Source organism: Winslowiella iniecta, from assembly GCF_001267535.1.
Taxonomy (GTDB): Bacteria; Pseudomonadota; Gammaproteobacteria; order Enterobacterales; family Enterobacteriaceae; genus Erwinia; species Erwinia iniecta.
This window is the reverse complement of sequence record NZ_JRXE01000023.1, coordinates 40,879-64,530: the sequence shown is the minus strand read 5'-3', so window position 1 is coordinate 64,530 and position 23,652 is coordinate 40,879. Positions and strand designations below refer to the sequence as shown.

At 50.1% G+C, this 23,652-nt stretch carries 19 protein-coding genes; 2 read left to right on the top strand and 17 right to left on the bottom strand.

Annotated elements, in window-relative coordinates:
* Positions 1-54: 54 nt before the first annotated feature.
* The 14 genes from tssH to NG42_RS16025 all read right to left on the bottom strand — a co-directional run bounded on the left by tssH (position 55) and on the right by NG42_RS16025 (position 16,123).
* Entirely contained in the window at positions 55-2,631 is a 2,577-nt protein-coding gene (gene tssH, locus NG42_RS16090; RefSeq protein WP_052900717.1) for a type VI secretion system ATPase TssH, read from the bottom strand.
* 15 nt (positions 2,632-2,646) lie between these two features.
* A complete protein-coding gene (tssG, locus tag NG42_RS16085) occupies positions 2,647-3,588 on the bottom strand; it encodes a type VI secretion system baseplate subunit TssG (RefSeq protein ID WP_241488367.1) in 942 nt (313 codons plus the stop codon).
* A gap of 88 nt (positions 3,589-3,676) precedes the next feature.
* A complete protein-coding gene (tssF, locus tag NG42_RS16080) occupies positions 3,677-5,521 on the bottom strand; it encodes a type VI secretion system baseplate subunit TssF (protein WP_052900715.1) in 1,845 nt (614 codons plus the stop codon).
* 14 nt (positions 5,522-5,535) lie between these two features.
* Positions 5,536-5,982 (bottom strand): type VI secretion system baseplate subunit TssE, encoded by a 447-nt coding sequence (locus NG42_RS16075; protein WP_052900713.1) that lies wholly within the window; start codon positions 5,980-5,982, stop codon positions 5,536-5,538.
* A gap of 59 nt (positions 5,983-6,041) precedes the next feature.
* The gene (locus NG42_RS16070; RefSeq protein WP_052900774.1) at positions 6,042-6,560 is read right to left on the bottom strand and encodes an Hcp family type VI secretion system effector; all 519 of its coding nucleotides are present in this window, start codon (positions 6,558-6,560) and stop codon (positions 6,042-6,044) included.
* 187 nt (positions 6,561-6,747) lie between these two features.
* The gene (gene tssC / locus NG42_RS16065) at positions 6,748-8,256 is read right to left on the bottom strand and encodes a type VI secretion system contractile sheath large subunit (RefSeq protein WP_162231034.1); all 1,509 of its coding nucleotides are present in this window, start codon (positions 8,254-8,256) and stop codon (positions 6,748-6,750) included.
* An 8-nt stretch (positions 8,257-8,264) separates the two neighbouring features.
* Positions 8,265-8,825 carry a type VI secretion system contractile sheath small subunit gene (gene tssB, locus NG42_RS16060; RefSeq protein WP_052900711.1) on the bottom strand — a complete coding sequence of 187 codons (561 nt, stop codon included), beginning with the start codon at positions 8,823-8,825 and terminating at the stop codon, positions 8,265-8,267.
* A gap of 27 nt (positions 8,826-8,852) precedes the next feature.
* Complete coding sequence (locus tag NG42_RS16055) at positions 8,853-9,824, bottom strand: type VI secretion system protein TssA (RefSeq protein ID WP_053115916.1); 972 nt, start codon at positions 9,822-9,824, stop codon at positions 8,853-8,855.
* A gap of 195 nt (positions 9,825-10,019) precedes the next feature.
* Entirely contained in the window at positions 10,020-10,541 is a 522-nt protein-coding gene (locus NG42_RS16050) for a fimbrial protein (protein ID WP_053115917.1), read from the bottom strand.
* Between the two features lie 12 nt (positions 10,542-10,553).
* Positions 10,554-11,582, bottom strand: a complete 1,029-nt coding sequence (locus NG42_RS16045) for a fimbrial protein (RefSeq protein ID WP_052900707.1) — start codon at positions 11,580-11,582, stop codon at positions 10,554-10,556.
* Positions 11,583-11,593: 11 nt separating this feature from the next.
* Positions 11,594-12,232, bottom strand: a complete 639-nt coding sequence (locus NG42_RS16040) for a fimbrial protein (protein ID WP_053115918.1) — start codon at positions 12,230-12,232, stop codon at positions 11,594-11,596.
* 23 nt (positions 12,233-12,255) lie between these two features.
* On the bottom strand, positions 12,256-12,990 hold the full coding sequence (locus NG42_RS16035; RefSeq protein WP_052900705.1) for a fimbrial biogenesis chaperone: 735 nt from the start codon (positions 12,988-12,990) through the stop codon (positions 12,256-12,258).
* 20 nt (positions 12,991-13,010) lie between these two features.
* Positions 13,011-15,500, bottom strand: coding sequence for a fimbria/pilus outer membrane usher protein (locus tag NG42_RS16030; protein WP_052900703.1), 2,490 nt, complete (start codon positions 15,498-15,500; stop codon positions 13,011-13,013).
* 95 nt (positions 15,501-15,595) lie between these two features.
* On the bottom strand, positions 15,596-16,123 hold the full coding sequence (locus NG42_RS16025) for a fimbrial protein (RefSeq protein ID WP_052900765.1): 528 nt from the start codon (positions 16,121-16,123) through the stop codon (positions 15,596-15,598).
* Positions 16,124-16,601: 478 nt separating this feature from the next.
* Here NG42_RS16025 and NG42_RS16020 point away from each other — a divergent pair, with 478 nt between their 5' ends.
* Positions 16,602-17,654 (top strand): FKBP-type peptidyl-prolyl cis-trans isomerase N-terminal domain-containing protein, encoded by a 1,053-nt coding sequence (locus NG42_RS16020; protein ID WP_053115920.1) that lies wholly within the window; start codon positions 16,602-16,604, stop codon positions 17,652-17,654.
* Between the two features lie 60 nt (positions 17,655-17,714).
* On the opposite strand, the gene folA is transcribed toward NG42_RS16020, so the two are convergent.
* Complete coding sequence (gene folA, locus NG42_RS16015) at positions 17,715-18,194, bottom strand: type 3 dihydrofolate reductase (RefSeq protein WP_052900762.1); 480 nt, start codon at positions 18,192-18,194, stop codon at positions 17,715-17,717.
* Positions 18,195-18,396: 202 nt separating this feature from the next.
* On the opposite strand from folA, the gene NG42_RS16010 reads away from it, so the two are divergent.
* Positions 18,397-19,011 carry a LysE family translocator gene (locus NG42_RS16010; RefSeq protein ID WP_052900759.1) on the top strand — a complete coding sequence of 205 codons (615 nt, stop codon included), beginning with the start codon at positions 18,397-18,399 and terminating at the stop codon, positions 19,009-19,011.
* A gap of 56 nt (positions 19,012-19,067) precedes the next feature.
* On the opposite strand, the gene carB is transcribed toward NG42_RS16010, so the two are convergent.
* Together carB and carA are read right to left on the bottom strand one after the other, a co-directional pair.
* A complete protein-coding gene (gene carB, locus NG42_RS16005) occupies positions 19,068-22,292 on the bottom strand; it encodes a carbamoyl-phosphate synthase large subunit (protein ID WP_052900701.1) in 3,225 nt (1,074 codons plus the stop codon).
* A 14-nt stretch (positions 22,293-22,306) separates the two neighbouring features.
* Complete coding sequence (gene carA / locus NG42_RS16000; protein WP_052900699.1) at positions 22,307-23,455, bottom strand: glutamine-hydrolyzing carbamoyl-phosphate synthase small subunit; 1,149 nt, start codon at positions 23,453-23,455, stop codon at positions 22,307-22,309.
* Between the last annotated feature and the right edge of the window lie 197 nt (positions 23,456-23,652).

Genomic DNA, 23,652 nt, shown 5'->3' with positions numbered 1-23,652 from the left:
TTACCCTGCGGATGGCAGATACATTCAGGCCGGTTACTGCAATGGAAATAGCGGTTACTCAAAAGCCATGCTGAGCTCATCATCCTGAACAATAAGATGGATATGATTGGTTTCTTCGTCGTTCTTCTTGCGGCGCAGAATTTCATTGCCGATTGCCGGCAATATTGTCTGACGTAACAGGTCGTCTACCGCCCTTCCGCTATTAGGATGCGCCACGACTCTATTCGCCAGCCACTGTTCAACCTCTGACTCAAAGGCAAAATCAGCGTTAATTTCACTTTTCAGCCGGCGCTGTAAATTACTGAGATTTTTACGCGCAATCTCTACCAGCGCCTGCTGGCCGAGCGGTAAATAGGGAATAATATTGATACGAGCCAGCAGCGCAGGGGCAAACTTCCGCTGCAGTGCGTCATACACCCGTGGCCGCAGCTGCGCCAACGGCATCGCTGGCTCAAGCAATATCGCCTGCTCAATTTCTTCGGCGCCCTGATTACAGGTGATAAGAATAAAACAGTGGCGGAAGCTAATCAGCCGTCCTTCACCATCTTCCATCGTTCCTTTATCAAACACCTGGTAGAAGATGTCATGAATATCAGGATGCGCCTTATCAAACTCATCAAGCAGGATCACCGAATAAGGTTTGCGGCGTACCGCCTCAGTCAGTTTGCCGCCTTTGCCATAGCCGACATAACCCGGTGGCGCGCCCCGTAGCGTTGATACCGCATGCGACTCCTGAAACTCACTCATATTGAAAGTAATCAGATTATGCGCACCGGCATACATCGCTTCCGCCAGCGCGATGGCCGTTTCGGTTTTGCCGGTACCGGTAGGGCCGGCCAGCAGAAACACCCCCAGCGGGCGTTCTGGCTGGTGAATACCCGCACGGCTGATCCGCACCGCCTGCGCGATTTCTGCCATCGCCACTTTCTGACCAAACACCCGTGCACCTAACAGTTTTTCCAGTTGCAGCGCATTATCGAGATCATCCTGAATCATGCGTCCGCCCGGAATTCCGGTCCAGTCCGACAACACTTCAGCCACCACCTGCTCATCGACCCACGGATACACCAGCGGATCCTGATTCTGCACCCCTTCCAGTTGCTCCAGCAGCTGGCGAATCTGCTCAGGTTGCTTCGGTTCTGTTGCCTGTAGCTCAGTGACCAGCTGCTGCTCACGCTCGCGGCGCACTGACAGACGATCCAGCTCAGCTTCCACACTCTCAACATTCAGCTGTAATCCCTTCAGCCGCTCATGCACATTGCCACCCAGCGGAATTTCAGCGTTCAGCGCACCGATTTCCGTATTCTGCACATTCATTGTGGCATTAAGCTTTTCCATGCGCTGCGGAGTGGCATGATGGCTTAATGACACCCTGGCACAGGCGGTATCTAACAGACTGATGGCTTTATCAGGCAACTGGCGTGAAGGGAGATTGCGCAGCGACAAACGGACTGCCGCCTGAATTGCCGCGTCGCGAATAATCACACCGTGGTGACGGGAAAAGGCCGGGGCAATCGCCCGCAACATACTGATGGCATCCTGCTCCTCCGGCTCGCCCACCAGCACCCGCTGAAAACGACGCGTTAAAGCCGCGTCCGGCTCGATAAACTGCTTGTATTCCGACCAGGTAGTGGCGGCAATCATTCGCAGCGCTCCACGCGCCAGCATCGGCTTCAGTAAATTGACGGCGTCGCCGGTACCGGCCTGCCCACCGGCCCCCACCAGCGTATGGGCTTCATCGCAGAATAAAATAATTGGCGAACTGGATTGGGTGATTGCATCAATTAATGATTTAAGCCGCGACTCAAATTCACCGCGCACCCCGGATCCCGCCTGCATACGCCCGAGATCCAGCGACAGTAAACGCGCCCCTTTCATTGACGGCGGCACATCACCGGCAGCAATTTTACAGGCCAGCGCTTCCACTACCGCGGTTTTACCTACGCCAGCCTCACCCACCAGAATCGGGTTGTTCTGACGACGGCGCAGTAAAATATCAATCACCTGACGTAGCTCGCTGTCACGTGCCACCACCGGATCAATCTCACCATCCTGCGCATTGCGGGTTAAATCGCTACACCATTTCGTCAGAATCTCGCTGCTCTGTTCACTGCCGTGCTGGACCAACGTATCCTGCGAAAAGGTCAGTTCTGCCTGCTCGCACGATGCTTGCACGATCGCGCTAAACTCCGTCATCACCTGCGGTGTCGGGATTTTTTCAAACTCGCTACTCAGGCGATATAACCAGCGCTGTAAGTCCTTATCCTGCAATATTCCCAGCAGAATATGTGCGGTGCGCACCGCCGCCGCGCTGTCGTCACCAATCTGGCTCATTAATAAGCCCCGCTCTACTGCCTGTTCCAGCCGGGCGGATAAATCCTGCACTGAACTGGTGCGGGTTGGCATGTGATAAATAATTTTATCCAGCTGCTCATTGAGTTTATTTATATTAATGTCGTAATGAGCCAGCAACAACGGAATATCGCCTTCGCGGCTTTCCATCACTATTTTTAACCAGTGCTCTAATTCGACATACTCATGGCGAAAGGTACGGCAAAGCCTGGTGGCTTTTGCCACAGACTGATAAGCATAATGTCCCAGTCGGGAAAAAAGTCTCTCACGTTGATACACCACAATCCCCTGTTGCTAATATAAATTCTTCCTGAAATGACCATGGGTCGCTTTAAGCCACCCATCCTTACTCAATCGAGCTTTTCCCAACAAACCCGATAATTCAGGTGTGGTTTCAATAATTAAATCGATCTCAAACAATAATTGATGCTCGACATAATCCTGACTGATAGCGATGAGTGCATTCAGCTTCTCACTGCCGCGCTGGAACGCCATATATTCGGGTGAGGCTAATGGGCCAATCACCAGTTTTACTTTGTGCTGAATATCATAAAAACGCTTTCCCACTCGCGTTTTGCCAAGGTAGCCCAGACGCTGATGCACCTCGCCCCGGGTATCATCAATCCAGCTGGCATGGCGGGGTGTCAGTGATACCGGCACCGCAAAATAGTGCTTAAGGATTTGACACAGTGTTTTCAGCCCCCGGCGTCCTGGCAGATAAGCCGCATTAAAACGACTTCTCACCCGTTGCACATGCGGGTCTTCATCAAGGGTTTCGCTTAATCCGCTGAGCTGTTTCAGGTGCTGCAAAAATGCATTCAGCTGCGGCTTCTCATGCCCCACAGCCACATGTAATTGCGCCCAGGCACGATAATGAAACAGCGCAAGGCGCTGGCTAAGAATATTAATAAACTCCTCGAATGCGCCACTGCGCTGTACCAGTAACTCTTGTCGGGCATGTTCGGTAATATGAATCGGCAACGGCCCGTAAGGAGCAAATAAGCCGAAATGGCGACAGGTGATGACTAATTTTGCCGGTGCATTTTTCTGCTGCGTGTGGCTGATATCCACCACCTCACGTGAAGCAAAAGACATATCCGCAGGCTGTATAATTCGCAAATCAAGATAAGCCTGCTGATTCACATCACCTAAACGCACCGGCATGGCGCTATCACGCTCAATACGCCGCAGTACTTCAAAAAAATTCTGGCGCTCAGACAGCCCACTAAATGGCACGACACTGTCAGATCTCGTGCCCTCTGCTGCGAATTTCGCAGTCAGGGGGCTGTGATAATGAATCTCACTGGGATAAAGCGGATCGATTCTATACATCATCGCCCAGCGGCCCCCATTGGGCAGTTGGCTCGCCATTAATATCCAGTGCCATACGCAACGTCTGATTAAGCTGACAATATTCAGACAGGGCATAATGAATAATCCGCCCAAACAAAAACGCGCCCTGATCGGCATGATGGTCGCCGCGCAGATTTAAGCGTGCCGTCACGCCAAGGTTCCACGCAATCGGCCCTGCGCCACAGTAGTGTTCGAAACAGTGTGAAAACTCAACATCGCTCAGGCTGGCGATGCGTTTACTGTGGCTGACATCGCCCGGCCAGCTAAACAGCGTCAGCCAGTTGCGTAATAGCGCGGCGGAATTGGCCACCTGTGGTCGGGCATAGCGCAGCGGGTTAACTGACACCATCTGCACGGCCTGCCACACCAGGCTGATATCCGGTACCGGTCGCGGTATTGAAGGTGGCCGCAGTAAACTAATCTGTTTCACTGGCAGCGCCAGTTCCGCATGAAAAACCGGGTTCTGTAACTGTTCCGGAAAAAGATGCCGATCGCAGATCAGTGCATTTACCGATAACGTCTTAACCTCATCCAGCAACACCCCTGAGCTTCCTGACGACAGCGTGATAAACAGTTCATTGTGGCCGAAAGCGGACTTTTTATATTTTTTGTCATAGGCTATCGCTTTACGGCGCACGGCATATCCCGCCTGCGGTTGATACTGGTCGAAACAAACTTCTTCCGGCAGCATCGAAAATTGTAGGCTGCCGCCATCCTTCAGCGTCCCCTGTACCTGACTAAGGTGATGAATTTCGTACATAGCAGGATTTAAACGATCCACGATCAACTGATGCTCAGTACGGTGCGGGTCGAAAACTACCGGGTCACAACGGCGTGAATAGAGATTGATAATCGGTGTGGCAAACAGGCTGAAATCCTGAGCGCTAATACGATCGACTAACGTATGCGGCAGCAGATCGAGCGCAAAGATCAGCTCAAACTCATGCAGATTTCCGCACTGCGCGAGGAAAGCATTCAGTTGATGCAATTCAACGCTGTAAAAACGCGAAGGTGCAGCAAAATACTCGCGTAATAACCGACTACCGGGTAACTCACCGATACTGCCAGGCAGTAATGACTCGTGGCCACTTACGCCGCCCGGCTGCAGGCTGGTCGGGCTAAGACGCTGCACCACTGGCAATACGCTATTTTTAGCCCACAGCACCACATGCTGGCAGTGATTCAGCAGCGTGCTGAGTAACTGGTTAGCCCGCACCGCATCGCCGCTAAATGACAAATGCAACGGGTCAAAAGAGACTTCTGATAAGGGCTTTATCCCGTGCGTGGTCAGTTTCAGGCGGATACAAGCCGGTATCCCCTGCAATAAACTGGCGACCGCATCCGGTAATTGCGCCGACAGGGTAGCCGAGCATTCAGCATGGGAAATCGTCACCGGTTGCAGGTTAACCGTGCGTCCGGTGGTGAAAACCGCCGGTTTGTTATTCAGTGTCGTATCATTGAGTTTCAGTACGCTACCTCTGGGCAAGACTGCGCAACTTTGCCACTGCGGTGACGTTAAATCAGGTGACAGATCAACGGTGGCAATCGCCGGAACCGGCGTATACCAGAGCGGTGCCAGACGGGAAAGCATCTGTAGCGCAAACTCAGGATATTCATTATCAATGCGTTCATGCACCCGGCTACTGAGGAATGCCGTTCCTTCCAGTAAACGTTCAATAAAAGGATCCTGAATGCTGTCGGCATGCATACCTAAATGCCGGGCAATCTGCGGGTGTCGCTCGGCAAACTGCATACCGGATTCACGCAAAAAGCGCAGCTCCTCATTATAACGGTCCAGAAAACGCTCACTCAGCATTATTCAATCCTTCATTATTTAAATACACGTACCGCACCACATGAATAATCCAGAGCAATGCGCAAATTGACTCTTTCTTCTCCCTCTGCAAACAGACAGACCCCATAGATATCGAACAGGATGGCTAATACATAACACTGCTCGCCATCAATTAATGGCACAACTCTAATACTTCTGGAGTCCAGTCGTGGTTCGAATGTCGAGATAATCCGCTGAATATGTTTCGCCAGCAGTACCGGATCGATATCAATCGGAATTCTTTTACTCAGTGAAGGCAAACCAAAATTAATCACCGAAGATTCAGCCTCAGATCCTGCTAACAATTTTAAATCCGCGCCTCGTGAGGCATCATTTAATAAACACTCTATATCACGTAATAATATCTCTCGCCAGTTCTCACCTTTTCGTTTATCACTGCGCAAACTTAGCTTATCGAAAATAGCAGGTAGTGACGCTTTCACTATTACGCTCCCGGATAGCTGACCAGCCAGCGATACGGCAGCTGGTCAGCGTATTACCATTAAATACGGGTGTTGGCTTTCAGATCATAACCGGCTTTGATCACTGGACCCATGGTGCCGTCTGCGTTCTGTTCGCGATATTCGATTTCAATTTGCGCGAAGTTCAGGCTCAGCATTTCGGTTGGCAGCACCATATCATTGCCTGCCGCTGCACCGATACCCAGCGGCATATTGCCCACGATACGGTAAGAAGAAACCAGACACTGCTTAAAGGTGATGGTCATAAAGTCTTGCTGTCCGTTACCGGCTTTACGGCAGACAAGCTGAGCTTGCTTAATATGTTCCCCGGTTGCACAGAGCTGGAACAATTTCGGAGAGGCTTTATTGCTCGCCATACGAAATTCAAAGTCGCTCATATTCACTTTACCGGCACCACCGCCACTGCCATGTGCCAGACGACCTGAGTTTTCCTGCGCCCACTGCCAGGCTTGCAGTTGAATCCACCCCTTATATTTCTTGTCCTGTGATTCACCGTCCACACCCTCTATTTTTAGAAAGTAGTCCACTAACCCAGTCATATTGTCATCGAACTTACTTGCAGCCATCTACTTCTCCTTAAGATATTAACAACTAATTTAACTGATGATTAAAACGCACACTCAAATAAAAAAGTACAACCTGAAAAATATCGATTAATTAATATAAAACACATCACACTTGCAGTGGTATTACCGTGACACAGGAAAAATGACTAGCCAGTTTAAATTAATTGTAGATTCGGGCATCCGTTCTGGCTGAAGGTAATTTCGAGACCAGGCGTAATGAAACCGTCATGCCTTCTAACTGATAGTGCGGGCGCAGATAAAAATGTGCGCGGTAATAACCGGGATCCTCTGGCACCTCCTCAACATTCACTTCTGCGGCAGAAAGCGGGCGCATTGCCTTGGTGGCTTCAGTAGAAATTGACGGGTCCCCATCAACGTAATTCATTAACCAGTCATTAAGCCAGCTCTGCATATCCGCACGTGAACGAAAAGAACCGATTTTGTCGCGCACAATACATTTCAGATAATGAGCGAAGCGACAGGTGGCAAAAATATAAGGCAGACGCGCCGATAATTTGGCGTTAGCGCTGGCATCAGCATCCTCATAGGTTGCCGCCTGATGCAAAGTGCCGGAGCCAATAAAGGCAGCAAAATCGGTATTCTTGCGGTAGACCAGCGGCAAGAAACCGGCTTCTGAAAGCTCATGCTCACGGCGATCCGAAATAGCCACTTCGGTTGGGCAAATCAGCTCATAGCTGCCTTCATCCGAAGGGAATGCATAAGCCGGCAGTTCTTCGACGCCACCGCCGGACTCAATACCGCGAATACGCGAGCACCAGCCATATTGATGGAAAGCCCGGTTAATATTAACGCCCATGGCATAAGCGGAGTTTGCCCAGGCGAAGTCATCCACCATTTCCGGTCGCACCGTCTCTTCAAAAGCAAACTCTTCCACGGGATTAGTCATCGCACCATAAGGCAGACGTGATAAAAACCGCGGCATGGTCAGTACCAGATAACGTGAATCATTGCTGGCACGCAGACTGCGCCAGGCGGCATATTCCGGTGTGGAGAAAATTTTGCCGATATCGCGTGGATTCGCCAGTTCGTTCCAGTTACTCATCTGCATTAATGACGGCGAAGCGGATGAGACAAACGGACAGTGTGACGCCGCAGCAATTTTCGCCATTTCGGTAAGTAAGGAGACACTCTGTTGACTGTGATCAAACTCAAAATCACCGATCAGGCAGCCAAAAGGTTCGCCACCAAACTGGCCATATTCATACTCATAAATCTGTTTGAATATCGGACTTTGATCCCATGCCGCACCACGGTAGCGCCGCAAATTACGTGCCAGTTCATCTTTGCTGATATTCAGGACGCGAATTTTAAGATGCTCATTCGATTCAGTATTGGTGACCAGATAATCCAGCCCACGCCAGGATGATTCCAGCTTCTGAAATTCAGCGTGATGCAGGATCTCATTCACCTGACGACTAATCTTGTCATCAATTTCCGCGATCAGAGTCTCAACGGTAAGCACCACATCACGGCTAACCGTCATCTTATTACTGCTGGCATAATCCATCAGCGTGCCTACGGCACGGCGTACTGCATCACTGGCTTCATCGGTACGGGGACGGAAAGAACGCTTTAAGATCTGATCCAGTTCATTCTCATCATGTTCAGCGTCCAGCTCAACGGCAGTTTTATTCGCCGGGGCGTACATATTTTCCATCATGCTTGTTCCTCCGGTTTCCCTTCAGATCGCACGTTATTAGTAGCGTCGTTAACTGGGTTTTTATTTTGCTGCGCAACGCGATGTAAAAAATCCGGATCTTCGAGCAAGTTTTTAATCACCTCTTCAGCACTCGCCTTGCCATCCATATAGGTAATCAGCTCAGCTAAACGAGTACGGGTTTCCAGTAAGCGCGTCAGTTCGGGAACGTTTTTCGCAATCGCACCAGGGGAGAAATCATCCATTGATTCAAATTCAAGCTCTACATTCAACAAGTTATCGTTATCATCATCGAGAGTGCTATTCACATTTAACGCCAGCCGAGGCTTAATGGCGCGCATGCGCGAATCAAAGTTATCCTGATCGAAAGTTAAAAATTTTCGGTCAGCAATCGGTGCCAAAGGCTCTGACCGGTGGCCGGATAAATCAGCCATCACGCCAGTAACAAACGGTAGCTCGACCTTTTTCTGCGAACCATAAATTTCCACATCGTATTCAATCTGCACGCGAGGAGCATTATTTCTACCAATAAACTTTTGCGAACTTGTATCTCTTGCCATTATCCACTCCCTGATAGCCTGATACCCTTATTTGCCAATAAACTGTTTAAGTGAGCTCATGGCATCTGGCATTAATTCTTCAACAATATTTTCAAATTCCATACCGATCATTTTCTGCGAGCGCTTAATAAAGATGGGTGCCGGATGACTCGGCTCGTAAGTTTTAAAATAATCAATAATTCTGTCCAGCATCAAAATAGCTTCCTGCCGCGTTCTGATTTTTCCATCCATGCGGACGTTAGCAGAAGTGGCTTGCGCAGGGTCTGCGAGCAAGTCCTCGCCGGACATTTCATCAGAAAACGGTGTTTCAGCATCACTATTTAGTCCGGATAACTGCGCCGCCAGTTTGCCGATTACTGCACGAAGATTTCTGCACTCCAGTAAATAGCCATCACTGTTCTGATTAGCGTACTGCTCAATTCGCTCCAGCGCCTCACCAACAAACGCCAGCTGCTGCGACAATACCGGTGTGTTCTGTGCCTGATAACCACTGTCCGCGCTATCCAGCATCACAATAAGCTCGGCGAATGTGACCGTCGACTCAGCGCTTTGCAGCGCATTTTCATAAACCGCTTCAAACGTTAAGCCAATCTCGGAGGCCAGTCTGGCCTTTTTTAATTCAGACAAACAGGACGGGGTGGATAACCAACCTAATGCCGCAGCATGTCCGCTTCCAACAGGTTCATCCACCAGAAGAGGATATACCGTCTCTTTAGCGGCCAGCAGGTCATCAATTAACTTAATACCCTGCCAGAGTGCTGCCACCCCCAGAGTGTGAAACCCGGCGCGCATAAACCAGATAATAACGCGCAGGTCATGACAGACCATTAATAAGCGTTCGCTTTTTTCTCTGATATCGAGCCAGTTGATTTGCTCACCTGCCTGCTGATTATTCAGCGGGTCGATTGAGTTATCATGTTCAGCGAGAATAAATAATATCTCATTATACAGAGGGTCAAACTCGACACCCTCAAGTTCACTAAAGACGATTTCATTCATTATCATTAACCCTGGTGATAAGTTTTATTTCATATTGTCTTCAGACTGATATATTCATGACATCGCTAATCGACAGTACTATTATCACTGCTGTCACGTCCTCCATCCATTGAACACTGGCTAACTATACTTTAACCCAAAGAAATTTAATCAGGAAAAACATCAGCGCAATCCGAAAATGCTACATTGAGTAATTTACTGATAGCTTAAGATAAAGTTCGCGCTGGCAGCGTAGTTACCCGTCACCAGCTCTGTCGCGGGTTGGGCTTCCAGATAAGCGCCAAAATTCAGGGTGTTTTCACCGTCGTTCAGGGGAATACCTTGCGCCGGATTATTGATAATGATAGCGCTACCGTCCTGGTTCAATAATCTGATAGCGGCACCGTCTGCGTCACCAGTAATATCCAGCCGACCGGGTAACTTACTGTCCTCATTGCCGCTAAAGGTCACCCGTACCGACTGAACGGTAGAGGTGTTGCAGTTAGTCAGCCGTATACTGAAATTCTTCGTCTGGCTTTTGCCATTTTGCAGTAAATCCTGCTTGCTGATGCGGCCCATATCGACATCAATATCTGCTGAGTCAGGGGCGACGACACAAGGCTGAGATACCACTCTACCCGTGAAATTGATCTCCCCACCGTCCATAATAATCTCTGCCTGCACACCGGCGGCATACAGCATGACCAGCGCCGTCAGGCTGAAAATTCTGCTCTGCATTGCTCTGGCTCCTTAATCAAAGCTGGCGATAACGGTTGCACTGGCATTAAATTCCCCTTCGCTTATACTTGCCCCCGGCTTTGCGAACGGTGCCGCGCTCAGCTGCCAACGGCCACTATTTTGATTACTCTGCACCAGGTAAGTGATATTTGGCCTGACAATCCCTTCCCTGCTGGTCAATTTGATGCCTAAGTCCGGCTTATCGGTTTTAAAGTAGTCGGCAGAGAAATCACTGACGTCAGCCCTTACCGTCAGCTTGATATTTTTAGAACCGTTATCAAAGTCGCCACCGCTACAGACAAAGTCGATCGCCAGATCCTGCATATAACGGCTACCATCCAGCCCCTCACTGCCAATATCACCAAAATCAACCTGGATTGGGTTTCCGCCATTAAAAATACATTTTTCCGGCACACCAATAATTGCCGTCTTAATCCTCACATTAAACATCGGTTCATTACCATAACGGCCATTACCCCCCCCCATGCGGCCAAACATGTTGAAGGTTTCCTGATCGTCAATCACCGCACCATTGGTAATTCTTTTTCTTAATTTAAAAGTCACCTTTCCCTTTGAGGCTGACTCAAAGTCTCTCTGAATTTCCTGCGGCGATTGCTCACAGAAAAAATCCGTCTGGAGATTATCGACATCAGTGAAAGGTATGGTATAAAAATTTTGATTATACCCTGCCACCACCACTTCGACTTTTACATCAAAATATTCATTGAGTTTTAAAAATCCGCTGTTAATTTCTGAAGGGGGTAAGATTGATGTCGTCTGGAAGAAAACAGAGTTCGCCCCAGGAATTATCGCTTGATCGCAATACACCTGCCCCTTATATCTGGCGGTAACATTCCAGGAACGAGTGACTTCCGCCCCCGGATTATTATCAACGATATCGCTGTCGGTTAATTCAATATCTCTGGTTTGAGTACCATTTACCAGCCGTACCTCTCCCTGTTCAAATGCTACTGCGGAAGTCGATAGCGTGCCGAAAAGCATCGCCGTGACCAACCAGCTATTAAGTTGTTTTACTTTCACCGCTGCCGCCCTCAAAAATAGTAGACATTAATGTTCACCACCGCATCGATATAATCGGCCTGAACATATTTCCGCGTTGATTCGAGGCTGGCGCTAAAGGTCAGCGTATTATCACCTGGCTGGAGAAAAAACGAATTTATTCGCTGATTAAGTGGAACCGGTCGTGCCATTGCATCCCACAGGCGCAGCCCCATTCCCAGAGCACCATTAAGTTTCAGCAGTTCAACGTTTTCATCATTTGGCACTCCGGCAAAAGAAAAAGCCACCAATTGCTCACCGGTGGTATAAGCCAAAGAATTTGCCGGATATTTCAGCGATTCTGCACCTTGCTGCCAGCCACTCGCGCCCATCAGACAATCTTTAAAATTCAGGCTGAACCTGACCTCCGGGCCGCGATCCCCTTGATGACGAAACTGGCTGGCAGCGGTATTACCCAGCTCTATCCATTGCTCCTGCGACTCGACAGATAACGAACAAGGCGTACTGAGCAACCCACCGACAAAATGCACTTTTCCCGTCTGAGAAAATTCATTACGTGGCTGAGCAACCTCTTTTGGCTGGTACGATGCCTGCACGGCAACAGGCAGCAAACCAAGTAATAGGGGTAACCCTTTCCGGATACTATTTGTCATAGTAAATTTAACGCGCATGATATTACCTCCTGGGTTAGTTATTATTTGCTATCGGCACGACAAATTTGGCTGCTGTCACAAACAAATTTAACCTCAGGATGTCCACCATAATCATTAATATAACTCACCACAAAACTGTTCAGGCCGGTGGTCGGGAGGGTAAGGTTCTCACTGGATTTCGGCGCAATCATTACTGGATTGAACCCCTTAATCTCAACACCGCTATCTTTTTTAAACTTATTGCTCATATTGCTAAGCGTCACATAGTACGGCGTTGGATTTTCAATACTGAATCCCTGATCGGTCTTTTTAAAGATAATCTTATCCTGCCAGACAGCCCCCCTTTCTGCGCGTATTGCTGCTGGCCGCCAGAACAATTTTATCTGCGTCTGCATTGCGATTTGCATGACATTAGCCTGTTCAGGTCGCGGCGGAATTTCGCGTAAATTAAAATAGAATAAACTTTCGCGATCCTCGGGTAGCGCACTGACGCCAGCAGACTGCGCAATACGTACCAGACTGCGCTCACCCATATTGATACGTTGCAATGGCGGTAACACCACCAGTGGAGAAGTGACTTTCTTATGGTTACTGTCTTCAATCCATGACTGAGCTAAAAATGGCAGTTTTTTATTATCATTACTGATATTCATACTGATCGATTTTTCCTCAGCATCAAAAATCGCTCGCGTCCGATCAAGCGTGAGCGCTGCCTGAGCCATGCCCGCACTAAAAATAGCAAAAAGCATTATGGTTAATTTAAATAAAGCATGCATGATTAGTCATCCATTGAAAATTATTCACACGGCAACAGAAGCTGCGATAAACTTTTATAATTAGCAGGTACGCGAATTTGGCATTTTTTGCTGCCACCCCATGCAACATCCAGGGTTTCTTCCTGCTTCACGCCACTCAAATAAACACTGCCATCATCATTGACTACCGATATTTCCCGCCCCTGCTTACTCATCACTATTGCGCCAAATGGGGGAGCTACGCCGTCTACGGTGCGTAATACAGCAAACATTTTTTCCCCTCTGACCACATCAAAGTTACGGTATCCGATCGCGCCCTCTGTCAGTGTTCCCTGCACCACCGCGCGCATCGCCTCAACATCATCATCCAGTTTATTCACATCAATACGGGTGGTGGTGTCATAATAACTATTCACATTACTCACCACGGCCACGCCGAAATGATTGGTCTTTGCCCGGCCATTATTTATCGGTACGCCACTGATATCTCCGGTACTTACCATGATACGGCTGGCACCGTTCATTGAATTACGATGAATGGCTGCGCCATGTTCCGTTGCCGTCATACCACTACGCAGCGTTCCACTCAACGAGGTATAGCTATCTTGCTGGTAAGAAGAGTTAACATTTAACGTGCTGTAAGGAGACTCGTGGGTATAAGACCCTCCACCGACGGCCTTTCCTCGCTGATTGACACCGGCAGTAACTTGCCAGCTATTATCAGGATCGGAATAGTCGCTCCAGGATGCCGTTTGTGTCGTATCACGATTAGCAATATTCAGGTTATATCCGGCACGGCGACGCCCTTGCAACGGTACGGAAATAGTTAATGCGCCGCCATATTCATCGGCGTTATGCTGTTTCGATTTATAGGCGGACATGGATACTGAAACATTCTTTATATTGCCAACATCAATCAATTTACTCAGTGATAAATCCAGACGCTCTCTGACAGTACTGTTCCAGTACTGCTGATGGCTATAGCTAAGATAAGTTGTCAATGCTTTACCTGGATCATCTGCCCAAAAAGTCTTATTTGCTGTTACCGTATAACTCTGTTTTTCCCGCCGTGAATAATCCTCATTATTTTGAAAACGCGCGGCCAAATATTGCGACATATCCATATATTTTCGTTGGGAGAAACGATAGCCAGCGAAACTAATCTGACTGTTCCAGGCGTCAAAACGCTTAGCGTAGTTAATTTTTAATGAGGTTCCCATCTCACTGCTACGACCTGGCAACCTGACCCAGGATTCGGTTGCATCCAGCGACATGGCGCCTAAGGCGTACAAATCCACCCCGATACCGGCGTTAAGAGCATTGTAATTACCGGCCAGTAACGAACCGCCATACAGCGACCATGAATTCGTCATTCCCCAGGAAAAATCGCCCATCGCCATTCCCGGCCCAGGAATACGGTGGTCCCGGTTTGAGAGCAAACCAACGGCGGTGTTATAGCGTACATGGCCAGGGCGGGTCAGATAAGGCAGCGAGGCAGTATTGACCTGGAAAGTGCTGACTTTACCATTCTCTTCTTCAACCCTGACATCCAGCCGTCCACGTACAGAGCTGCTGAGATCCTGAATAACAAACGGGCCTGCAGATACCGTGGTTTCATACAGCACCCGACCTTCCTGCAAAATGGTCACTTTCGCGTTACTGGCAGCAACCCCCCGGACTTCAGGCGCATAGCCTTGCAAGTTTGGCGGCAGCATACGTTCATCACTGCGCAAATTCACTCCGGTATAGCGGAAACTACTGAACACACTGGAATCCAGATAGAGTTCACCGGCCGCCAGGCGGGCAGCTTGCTCGGGCAAAGTGCGAAACGCATAGATCTGATTCCAGGCAAATTCGCTTTTATTCTGCAACCTGTTGCGAGCCGTATAAGCCTGATAATCCGCACGCAGTCGCCAGCTGCCAGCATTGGCACCCAATGTGCCGTAGCTGCTGAAACTGTTGTAAGAACTATGGGATTCACCTCGCCCATAGCGTTTGCCAATTTGCCCACTGACGCTGTAATCGGCCAGCAGACCGGGAATGCCGTGATCCCATTGCTCAGGGGGAACCCAGTCAGGGTCAGAATATTTCATCGATGCTTGCGGAATATTAATCTGTAGTGCGCCCTGACCAATCTTGTTGGAGACTTGCGCTCCCTCAATACGACTGATATCGGCACACTTTTTATTATTCCATAGCGTGACTTTTTCGCTGGCTTCTTTTTTCAACGCCATCCGATTGATCAAATCCGGCGGCAAGCACAGACGCGAGGGATTACCTGAGAGCGGATCGGCAAGATAGCTGATCATTTGCTGATTGATCGTTGCCTTATTAATTTTTACGTCCAGCAAATACTCGCCAGGCAGCACATACCCATCATTTGAGAAATGGCTTAAATCGATTGCGTTACGATCATTGATATCTAATACCGCCGTATTAAAATCAACATTAGCTTCCGCCGGATCGCTTCTACAAAACGGTAATGCCACACAGACCGCAAGTATTTTCTTTCTCGAACTCAAGGATGCCATCGCTAATATCCATCAATTTCTGGCCAAATATCTCCAGGCAAATAATATTGAGTAATGAAAACATTACTCAATATGTATTCCTGATGAAAAATCTTTTAGTTATACTGCAGCGCAAAGTTCGCTACACTGGTAAAGTCGCCAGCTTTTAGTTCCGCATCTGTGCCGCTGCCCTTTAAAGCAGCCTGAAGGCTGATGATAGTGGTGGGCGTCAGTGAAACCTCGCTGGATAAACCCGTGTTTAAATCAATCTGCGAGCCGTTGTCATTCATTAACTTAATCCCTGCGCCTTCAGCTGTACCATCCTGTAATCCCAGCAGTTTAGGATCTTTACTGTCGGCAATGCCCGTGAATTTCACTTTCACTTTTTGCGTCATATTCTGGCAATCGTTCAGCTTAATCTCAAAGCGAACGGGGGCGGCGGTACCCTGGCTTTTCAGCGCTGCGGTGGTCACTTGCCCCATCGGCACATTGAGATCTTTTGAATCAGGATCAACACTGCATGGCGCTTCAATCAACGAGCCGCTAAATGTTACCGTGCCACCACCCTGATCAGCAGCCTGCGCCGCCCCCATAGAAAACAGCCCCATCGCCAACAGCAATGCTGAAGTCTTTTTGAATTGCATTTTGATATTCCCCATATCATCAATATTTAAATTACCCTGCGCTGAAAAATATCCAGATCACAGGAACAGCCTCAGTCTATTTTTGTTAATCAGGGAAGACCATTTCCATTTTAGCAATGTGTTATTAACAACCTTAAATTAAACAGCGGTAATTATATTATTAACCCTGAGCTAAGAAGGCATTGACAGCAAATAATCCACACCAGCAGATTGACAGTAAATACTTTTTATTGGTAAAAGTTTGCTGATATTACTCATTACTTCTGCTACCTGCGCACATTGAAAATAGCGCTGCCGTTATTTTATTTACATAAAGAGCATTCAAATGATTTATTACTGCAAGTATTTTTTTGCCGCCAACGCTGTCGGTATAAAAAGCCCATTATTATGGATATTATCGACGGTTTTCTTACTGGTATTATCGGGCAATAGTGCGGCCAGAGATTACTCGTGGGTGCCAGGAGATGAACGTCGTTCAATGAGTAATTTTGATGAGACACGTTTTTTACCCGCGCCCAAGTCAGAAGAGAGTGCGCCAAAAGACGCGCTTTCGCCCGTATCAAATAAGGCGGAGAAAAAGATAACCCGACAACCTGACAATGTCGCCATGGCTGAAAAAAACCGGCAGATAGCGCAACTCAGGAAAAAGATCGGTCAGATCAATACCCAATCCGCAAGTGAGATTAAACAGTTGCAGCTTGAAGTCACACGGCTCAACGCTGCTCTGGAAAGCTATCAGGGAAAGGAGAAGACGTTAAGTTCCGGGATGTTCCCCGCCTCTGTCTGGCCTGCATCACAGCTTATCAGCGGCAATGGCATGTTCTTTACCGCGCTGTCGCTTATTTCTCCGCTGTCAGGCGCGATTTTCGGCGCGACGTTACTTGGTCAGAGCCATCGTCCTGCTACACCTCCGGCGATCATCCTTACCGACGATCTGAAAGCCGATTACGCCGCCGGGGTGCTGATTGGCCGCAACATTATGCAGATGAAACAGCGCAACAACGCATTGAATATCCAGACCAATAATCAGACAGTGTTGGCAGGCATCCAGGATTTCCTCGGGCGTCGTAGCCAACTATCTGAACAAGAGGTGAATCAGCTACTCTTTACTATCGGTTCAACCTTACAAGAGGCGACCGACGCTTTCTCCTCCCGCCACCAGCAGGCCGGCACGGCTTTTGTTGAAAAGTTTATCAAGCGTCCGGGTACCCATCGTGCGCCTGCCGGTTTCTATTATAAAATCGAGCAGAAAAGCCGTGGGGAAATTGCCGCGACAGACAAAATTGATATTCGGGTCAGGGAAAGTTTGATAGACGGTACCGTGGTCAGCGACAGTGGCACGGTTGTCTCACAACGGCTAAGCGAATACCCGCCGCTGTTTCAGGATGCGATATATCTGGCAGGTAAAAAGGGGGTGATCACTCTGGTGGTGCCGCCTGAGCTGGCTTACGGTGAAGAAGGCAATCCGCCCGTCATTCCGCCCGGCGCGACCCTGGTTTACTCGCTTGAAGTGGTCGACGTGGCGTCGTGATATTCAGGTCTGAATAGCGCTGCGCAGGCTTTAAGGCATTACGCAGCGACTAACCAGCAATTAACGGCGTTCGAGGATTTCGAAACAGTAGCTGTGCGAATTATTGGCATCAGCATCGTGGAACTCACTAAAACTGGATTCCCACTCATCAGGCTCGTAATCCGGGAAGTGAGTATCGCCTTCAACTTCGGCATCAATATGGGTCAGATAGAGGCGATCGGCGCGGCTCAGCAGCTGTTCGTAAATACGCCCACCACCAATCACCATGATCTCTTCCACCGCACCGGCAGCCTGAATAGCTTCATCAATCGATGCCACCCAGGTCACACCTTCTGCATGACCAGGCTGGCTGCTGATCACGATATTCTGGCGATTCGGCAACGGGCGACCGATCGATTCCCAGGTCAGGCGGCCCATAATAACCGGCTTATTCAGGGTATTACGTTTGAACCAGGCTAAATCCGCAGGCAGATTCCACGGCATCGCATTTTCCATTCCAATAACGCGATCGGCTGCCAAAGCCGCGATAAGGCTAATCATCATATGAAACTCAACAGGATTAAATTGGCGCCATCATACGTAAAGGCGAAAGTTTCGTCGATAGCGAGATGGCGGGATTTGCGTAAAGGTTATAAAGGTTTTTACCCCCTGCGCCTTCCGTCACGGTGCTGACACGAGGCGCAGCGCATTGGGTATCACACGTGCTAAACTTGCGCTTTCCACTTTGACTCAGATTATTACCATGTTAGAAACCAGCTTGTTTGTTGCCACCCTCGCCACGCTGGGGATGCTCTCTCCCGGCCCGGATTTTTTTCTGATTATTAAAAATGCCGCACGTTATACCCGTGGAACCGCGCTGGTGACCTCGCTTGGGGTGATTTTTGGCGTGGCTACCCATATGACCTATTGCGTCGCGGGTCTGGCAGTGGTGATTACCACGACACCCTGGCTGTTTATGCTGCTGAAATATGCCGGTGCTGGTTATCTGATCTATATCGGCGTGCAGGCGCTGCTGGCGCGCGGTAACAGTAAAATGGATCTGAGCAATGTTCAGCGCGAGCAAACGTCGCTGAAGAAAGCCTTCTTACAGGGCTATCTCTGCAACCTGCTTAACCCAAAAGCCACGCTGTTTTTCCTCTCAGTGTTTACTCAGGTACTGAGCATCGACTCCGGCTTTGGTGAAAAGATGTGGTATGCCGGCATCATTCTGAGTCTGTCGGTCATCTGGTGGCCAATGCTGGTATTTCTGATTCAGAGCGCACCGGTTCGTCGCGGACTGACAAAAGCGCAGAAGCTGATTGATAAGCTGTTGGGAGGGGTGTTGATTGGCTTAGGGATTAAAGTGGCGCTGTCCTGAGTATCAGCACATTGAAAAAAATCCCCGCAGCGCGGGGATTTTTAATTTGAGGCGAATTAACCTTTAATTTGCGCGTGCATCTCCTGCACGGAAATCACTTGCTCGGTCGGGTCAGCATTCAGCGCCATCGCGGTGGCAAAGCCGCCGTTCAGCGTAGTGTCATAGTGCACTTTATACTGCAGCGCGCTGCGGCGAATCAGCTTCGAATCCTCAATCGCCTGACGACCAGCGGTGGTGTTTACGATATAGGCATATTCACCATTCTTCAGTCGATCCTGAATGTGTGGGCGGCCTTCGTGCACCTTATTGACCAGACGTGGATTGATGCCCGCTTCACCCAGAACCACTGCGGTGCCGTGCGTCGCATCCAGTTCGAAACCAAACTTCTGCAGTTTCGCCGCCAGGTCAACGATACGTTTCTTATCGCCTTCACGCACCGACAGCAGCGCGCGACCGGATTTCTTCATATTGGACTGCGCGCCCAACATCGCTTTGGCAAAAGCTTCCGCGAAGGTACGCCCCACACCCATCACTTCACCGGTGGAGCGCATTTCCGGACCAAGAATCGGGTCAACGCCCTGGAACTTGTTAAACGGCAGCACCACTTCTTTTACGGAGTAGTACGGTGGAATCACCTCTTCCGTCACGCCCTGCGCGGCCAGTGATTTCCCGGCCATCACGCGCGCCGCCACTTTTGCTAACGGCACACCGGTGGCTTTCGAAACGAAAGGCACGGTACGCGCGGCACGTGGGTTGACTTCAATCAGGTAAACTTCGTTATCTTTCACCGCGAACTGGACGTTCATCAGGCCGCGCACGCAGAGTTCAAACGCCAGTTTTTCGACTTGCTGACGCATCACATTCTGAATTTCAGCACTCAGCGTGTAAGCCGGCAATGAACATGCAGAGTCACCGGAGTGCACGCCTGCCTGCTCGATATGCTCCATAATGCCGCCAATCAGCACGCGCTCGCCGTCACAAATCGCGTCAACATCGACTTCAACCGCATCATCAAGGAAGCGATCCAGCAGCACCGGCGCATCGTTGGAAACCGAAACCGCGTTCTGGAAGTAGCGTTTCAGGTCGATTTCATCGTAAACGATTTCCATCGCCCGGCCACCCAGTACATAAGACGGGCGCACCACCAGCGGGTAACCAATCTGTACCGCTTTCTCCACCGCCTGCTCCAGCGCGGTGACGGTGGCGTTAGCTGGCTGCTTCAGACCAAGACGATCCACTGCCTGCTGGAAACGCTCACGGTCTTCTGCACGGTCAATCGCATCCGGGCTGGTACCGATAACCGGTACCCCGGCGGCTTCCAGCGCACGGGCCAGTTTCAGTGGCGTCTGACCACCGTACTGCACAATCACCCCTTTCGGCTTCTCGATGCGGACGATTTCCAGCACATCTTCCAGCGTTACCGGCTCAAAGTAGAGACGGTCAGAAGTGTCATAGTCGGTAGAAACGGTTTCCGGGTTACAGTTGACCATAATGGTCTCGTAACCGTCTTCGCGCAGCGCCAGCGAGGCATGCACACAGCAGTAATCGAATTCGATACCCTGACCGATACGGTTTGGACCACCGCCCAGTACCATGATTTTATCGCGGTCCTGGTTTGGATTAGCTTCGCACTCTTCCTCGTAGGTTGAGTACATATACGCGGTATCGGTGGAGAATTCAGCCGCACAGGTATCCACACGCTTATAAACCGGGTGCAGATTGTACTGCTCACGCAGCTTGCGTATTTCTGATTCGGACACGCCAGCAAGGTCGGACAGACGCGCATCGGCAAAGCCTTTGCGCTTCAGGCTGCGCAGGAAATCTTTGGTCAGGCCATTCACGCCTTCGTGCGCAACCTGCTCTTCCAGGCGCACCAGCTCTTCGATTTGCACCAGGAACCAGCGATCAATATTGGTCAGGTTAAATACGCCATCGACCGACATACCGGCGCGGAAAGCATCAGCCACATACCAGATACGGTCGGCACCGGCGTCTTTCAGCTCGCGACGAATGCGGGTCAGTGCTTCCGGATCGTCAAGGCTGACTTTCGGGTCAAAGCCGTTTGCGCCCACTTCCAGGCCACGCAGCGCTTTTTGCATTGATTCCTGGAGTGTGCGGCCAATCGCCATCACTTCACCGACTGACTTCATCTGCGTAGTCAGACGGTCATTGGCACCGGCGAATTTCTCAAAGTTAAAGCGCGGGATCTTGGTGACAACATAGTCGATAGAAGGCTCGAACGATGCCGGGGTCAGGCCGCCGGTGATATCGTTCATCAGTTCATCCAGCGTATAACCGACCGCCAGCTTGGCCGCCACTTTAGCAATCGGGAAGCCGGTGGCTTTCGATGCCAGTGCGGAAGAGCGGGAAACACGCGGGTTCATTTCGATAATGATCAGACGGCCATTCTTCGGGTTAACCGAGAACTGCACGTTCGAACCACCGGTTTCCACGCCAATCTCACGCAGTACCGCCATCGAGGCGTTACGCATGATTTGATACTCTTTATCGGTCAGCGTCTGTGCTGGCGCAACGGTAATTGAGTCACCGGTATGGATACCCATCGGGTCAAAGTTTTCGATCGAGCAGACGATGATGCAGTTGTCGTTTTTATCACGCACCACTTCCATCTCATACTCTTTCCAGCCAATCAGCGACTCATCAATCAGCAGCTCATTGGTTGGCGACAGGTCGAGGCCGCGCTCACAAATCTCTTCAAACTCTTCACGGTTGTAAGCGATACCGCCGCCGGTGCCGCCCATGGTGAAGGAAGGACGGATGATGCACGGGAAACCAAGTTCATCCGCCACAGCCAGCGCTTCTTCCATCGTGTGCGCGATACCGGAACGAGCGGTTTCCAGACCGATTTTCTTCATCGCTTTATCAAAGCGCTGACGGTCTTCTGCTTTATCAATCGCATCAGCAGTGGCACCAATCATGGTGACGCCAAACTCTGCCAGCACGCCCTGACGTTCCAGTTCCAGCGCGCAGTTCAGCGCCGTCTGGCCCCCCATGGTCGGCAGTACCGCATCCGGGCGCTCTTTTTCGATGATTTTGCGCACCACTTCCCAGTGAATCGGCTCGATATAGGTCGCATCGGCCATTTCCGGATCGGTCATAATGGTCGCCGGGTTGGAGTTCACCAGAATGACGCGGTAACCCTCCTCGCGCAGCGCTTTACAGGCTTGCGCGCCAGAGTAGTCGAATTCACAAGCCTGGCCGATGACGATCGGGCCAGCACCAAGAATCAGGATACTTTTTATGTCGCTACGTTTTGGCATTTTCTCGCTCCTGATTATTTTGCGGTTGAACGGTAAGCTTCAATCAGTTCGATAAAGTGATCGAACAGCGGCGCGGCATCATGTGGGCCTGGGCTGGCTTCAGGGTGCCCCTGGAAGCTGAAAGCCGCTTTATCCGTGCGATGAATGCCTTGCACAGTATGGTCAAACAGTGATTTGTGCGTCACGCGCAGATTGGCCGGTAAGTTATTTTCATCGACCGCAAAGCCATGGTTCTGAGCAGTAATCATTACGCAGTCGTTATCCAGATCTTTCACCGGATGGTTGCCGCCGTGGTGGCCGAGCTTCATTTTTACCGTCTTCGCGCCGCTGGCCAGTGCCAGCAACTGGTGGCCGAGACAGATGCCAAATACCGGAATATCGGTTTCGAGGAAAGACTGAATCGCGGAGATGGCGTAGTCACAAGGCTCCGGGTCACCCGGTCCGTTCGACAGGAAGATGCCATCCGGATTGAGTTTCAGCACTTCGTCAGCTGGCGTCTGCGCCGGTACTACCGTCAGGCGGCAGCCGCGATCGACCAGCATACGCAGGATATTGCGCTTGGCACCGTAGTCGTAAGCCACTACATGGAACGGCATCTCGTCAGCTTTACTCTGCGCGGGCAGTCCGTCTTGCAGCGTCCAGCTGCCTTGCAGCCAGCTGTAAGACTCCTGAGTGGTCACTTCTTTCGCCAGGTCCATGCCCTTCAGGCCAGGAAACGCTTGCGCTTTCTGCAAGGCCAGCTCGGCATCCGGCGCGTCACCCGCGATGATGCAGCCATTCTGAGCACCTTTCTCGCGCAGCAACCGGGTCAGCTTACGGGTATCAATATCGGCGATGGCCACAATGTTGTGACGCTTCAGGTACTCAGACAGCCCTTCTTCATTACGATAGTTGCTGGCGATCAGCGGCAGGTCACGAATAACAAGGCCTTGCGCATGTACCTGAGAGGATTCTTCGTCAGCTGCATTGGTGCCGACATTGCCGATATGGGGATAAGTAAGGGTGACGATCTGGCGAGAATAGGAAGGATCTGTGAGGATTTCTTGATAACCGGTCATTGAAGTGTTGAAAACAACTTCACCCACTGCCGATCCTACTGCCCCAATGGCCCGACCGTGGAATTGGGTTCCGTCTTCCAGAACCAATAGCGCTGACTTAATCAAAACGTCCTCCAGGGAATAAACAGTCACAATATCTGCATATTAATTCATAATCATAGCCTGAATCAATGCAAAAACCGCCTGAGATATCGATTTTTGGCAAATTGCGCGCATTCTAATGATCGCCCTGCCGATTGTCTACCCTCAAGACCTTTTTTTCATAGCTTTTTAGCCAACTGGCAGGAAAATCAGAAGATTCA

Bases quoted from the DNA above. Each gene is read 5' to 3' on its own strand.
- folA (WP_052900762.1), bottom strand. From the start codon at position 18,194: ATGATTAGCCTTATCGCGGCTTTGGCAGCCGATCGCGTTATTGGAATG.
- NG42_RS16040 (WP_053115918.1), bottom strand. From the start codon at position 12,232: ATGCGCGTTAAATTTACTATGACAAATAGTATCCGGAAAGGGTTACCC.
- carB (WP_052900701.1), bottom strand. From the start codon at position 22,292: ATGCCAAAACGTAGCGACATAAAAAGTATCCTGATTCTTGGTGCTGGC.
- NG42_RS16020 (WP_053115920.1), top strand. From the start codon at position 16,602: ATGAGTAATTTTGATGAGACACGTTTTTTACCCGCGCCCAAGTCAGAA.
- NG42_RS16050 (WP_053115917.1), bottom strand. From the start codon at position 10,541: ATGCAGAGCAGAATTTTCAGCCTGACGGCGCTGGTCATGCTGTATGCC.
- tssB (WP_052900711.1), bottom strand. From the start codon at position 8,825: ATGGCAAGAGATACAAGTTCGCAAAAGTTTATTGGTAGAAATAATGCT.
- tssF (WP_052900715.1), bottom strand. From the start codon at position 5,521: ATGCTGAGTGAGCGTTTTCTGGACCGTTATAATGAGGAGCTGCGCTTT.
- NG42_RS16030 (WP_052900703.1), bottom strand. From the start codon at position 15,500: ATGGCATCCTTGAGTTCGAGAAAGAAAATACTTGCGGTCTGTGTGGCA.
- NG42_RS16035 (WP_052900705.1), bottom strand. From the start codon at position 12,990: ATGCATGCTTTATTTAAATTAACCATAATGCTTTTTGCTATTTTTAGT.
- tssC (WP_162231034.1), bottom strand. From the start codon at position 8,256: ATGTACGCCCCGGCGAATAAAACTGCCGTTGAGCTGGACGCTGAACAT.
- NG42_RS16070 (WP_052900774.1), bottom strand. From the start codon at position 6,560: ATGACTGGGTTAGTGGACTACTTTCTAAAAATAGAGGGTGTGGACGGT.
- NG42_RS16025 (WP_052900765.1), bottom strand. From the start codon at position 16,123: ATGCAATTCAAAAAGACTTCAGCATTGCTGTTGGCGATGGGGCTGTTT.
- NG42_RS16055 (WP_053115916.1), bottom strand. From the start codon at position 9,824: ATGAATGAAATCGTCTTTAGTGAACTTGAGGGTGTCGAGTTTGACCCT.
- NG42_RS16010 (WP_052900759.1), top strand. From the start codon at position 18,397: ATGTTAGAAACCAGCTTGTTTGTTGCCACCCTCGCCACGCTGGGGATG.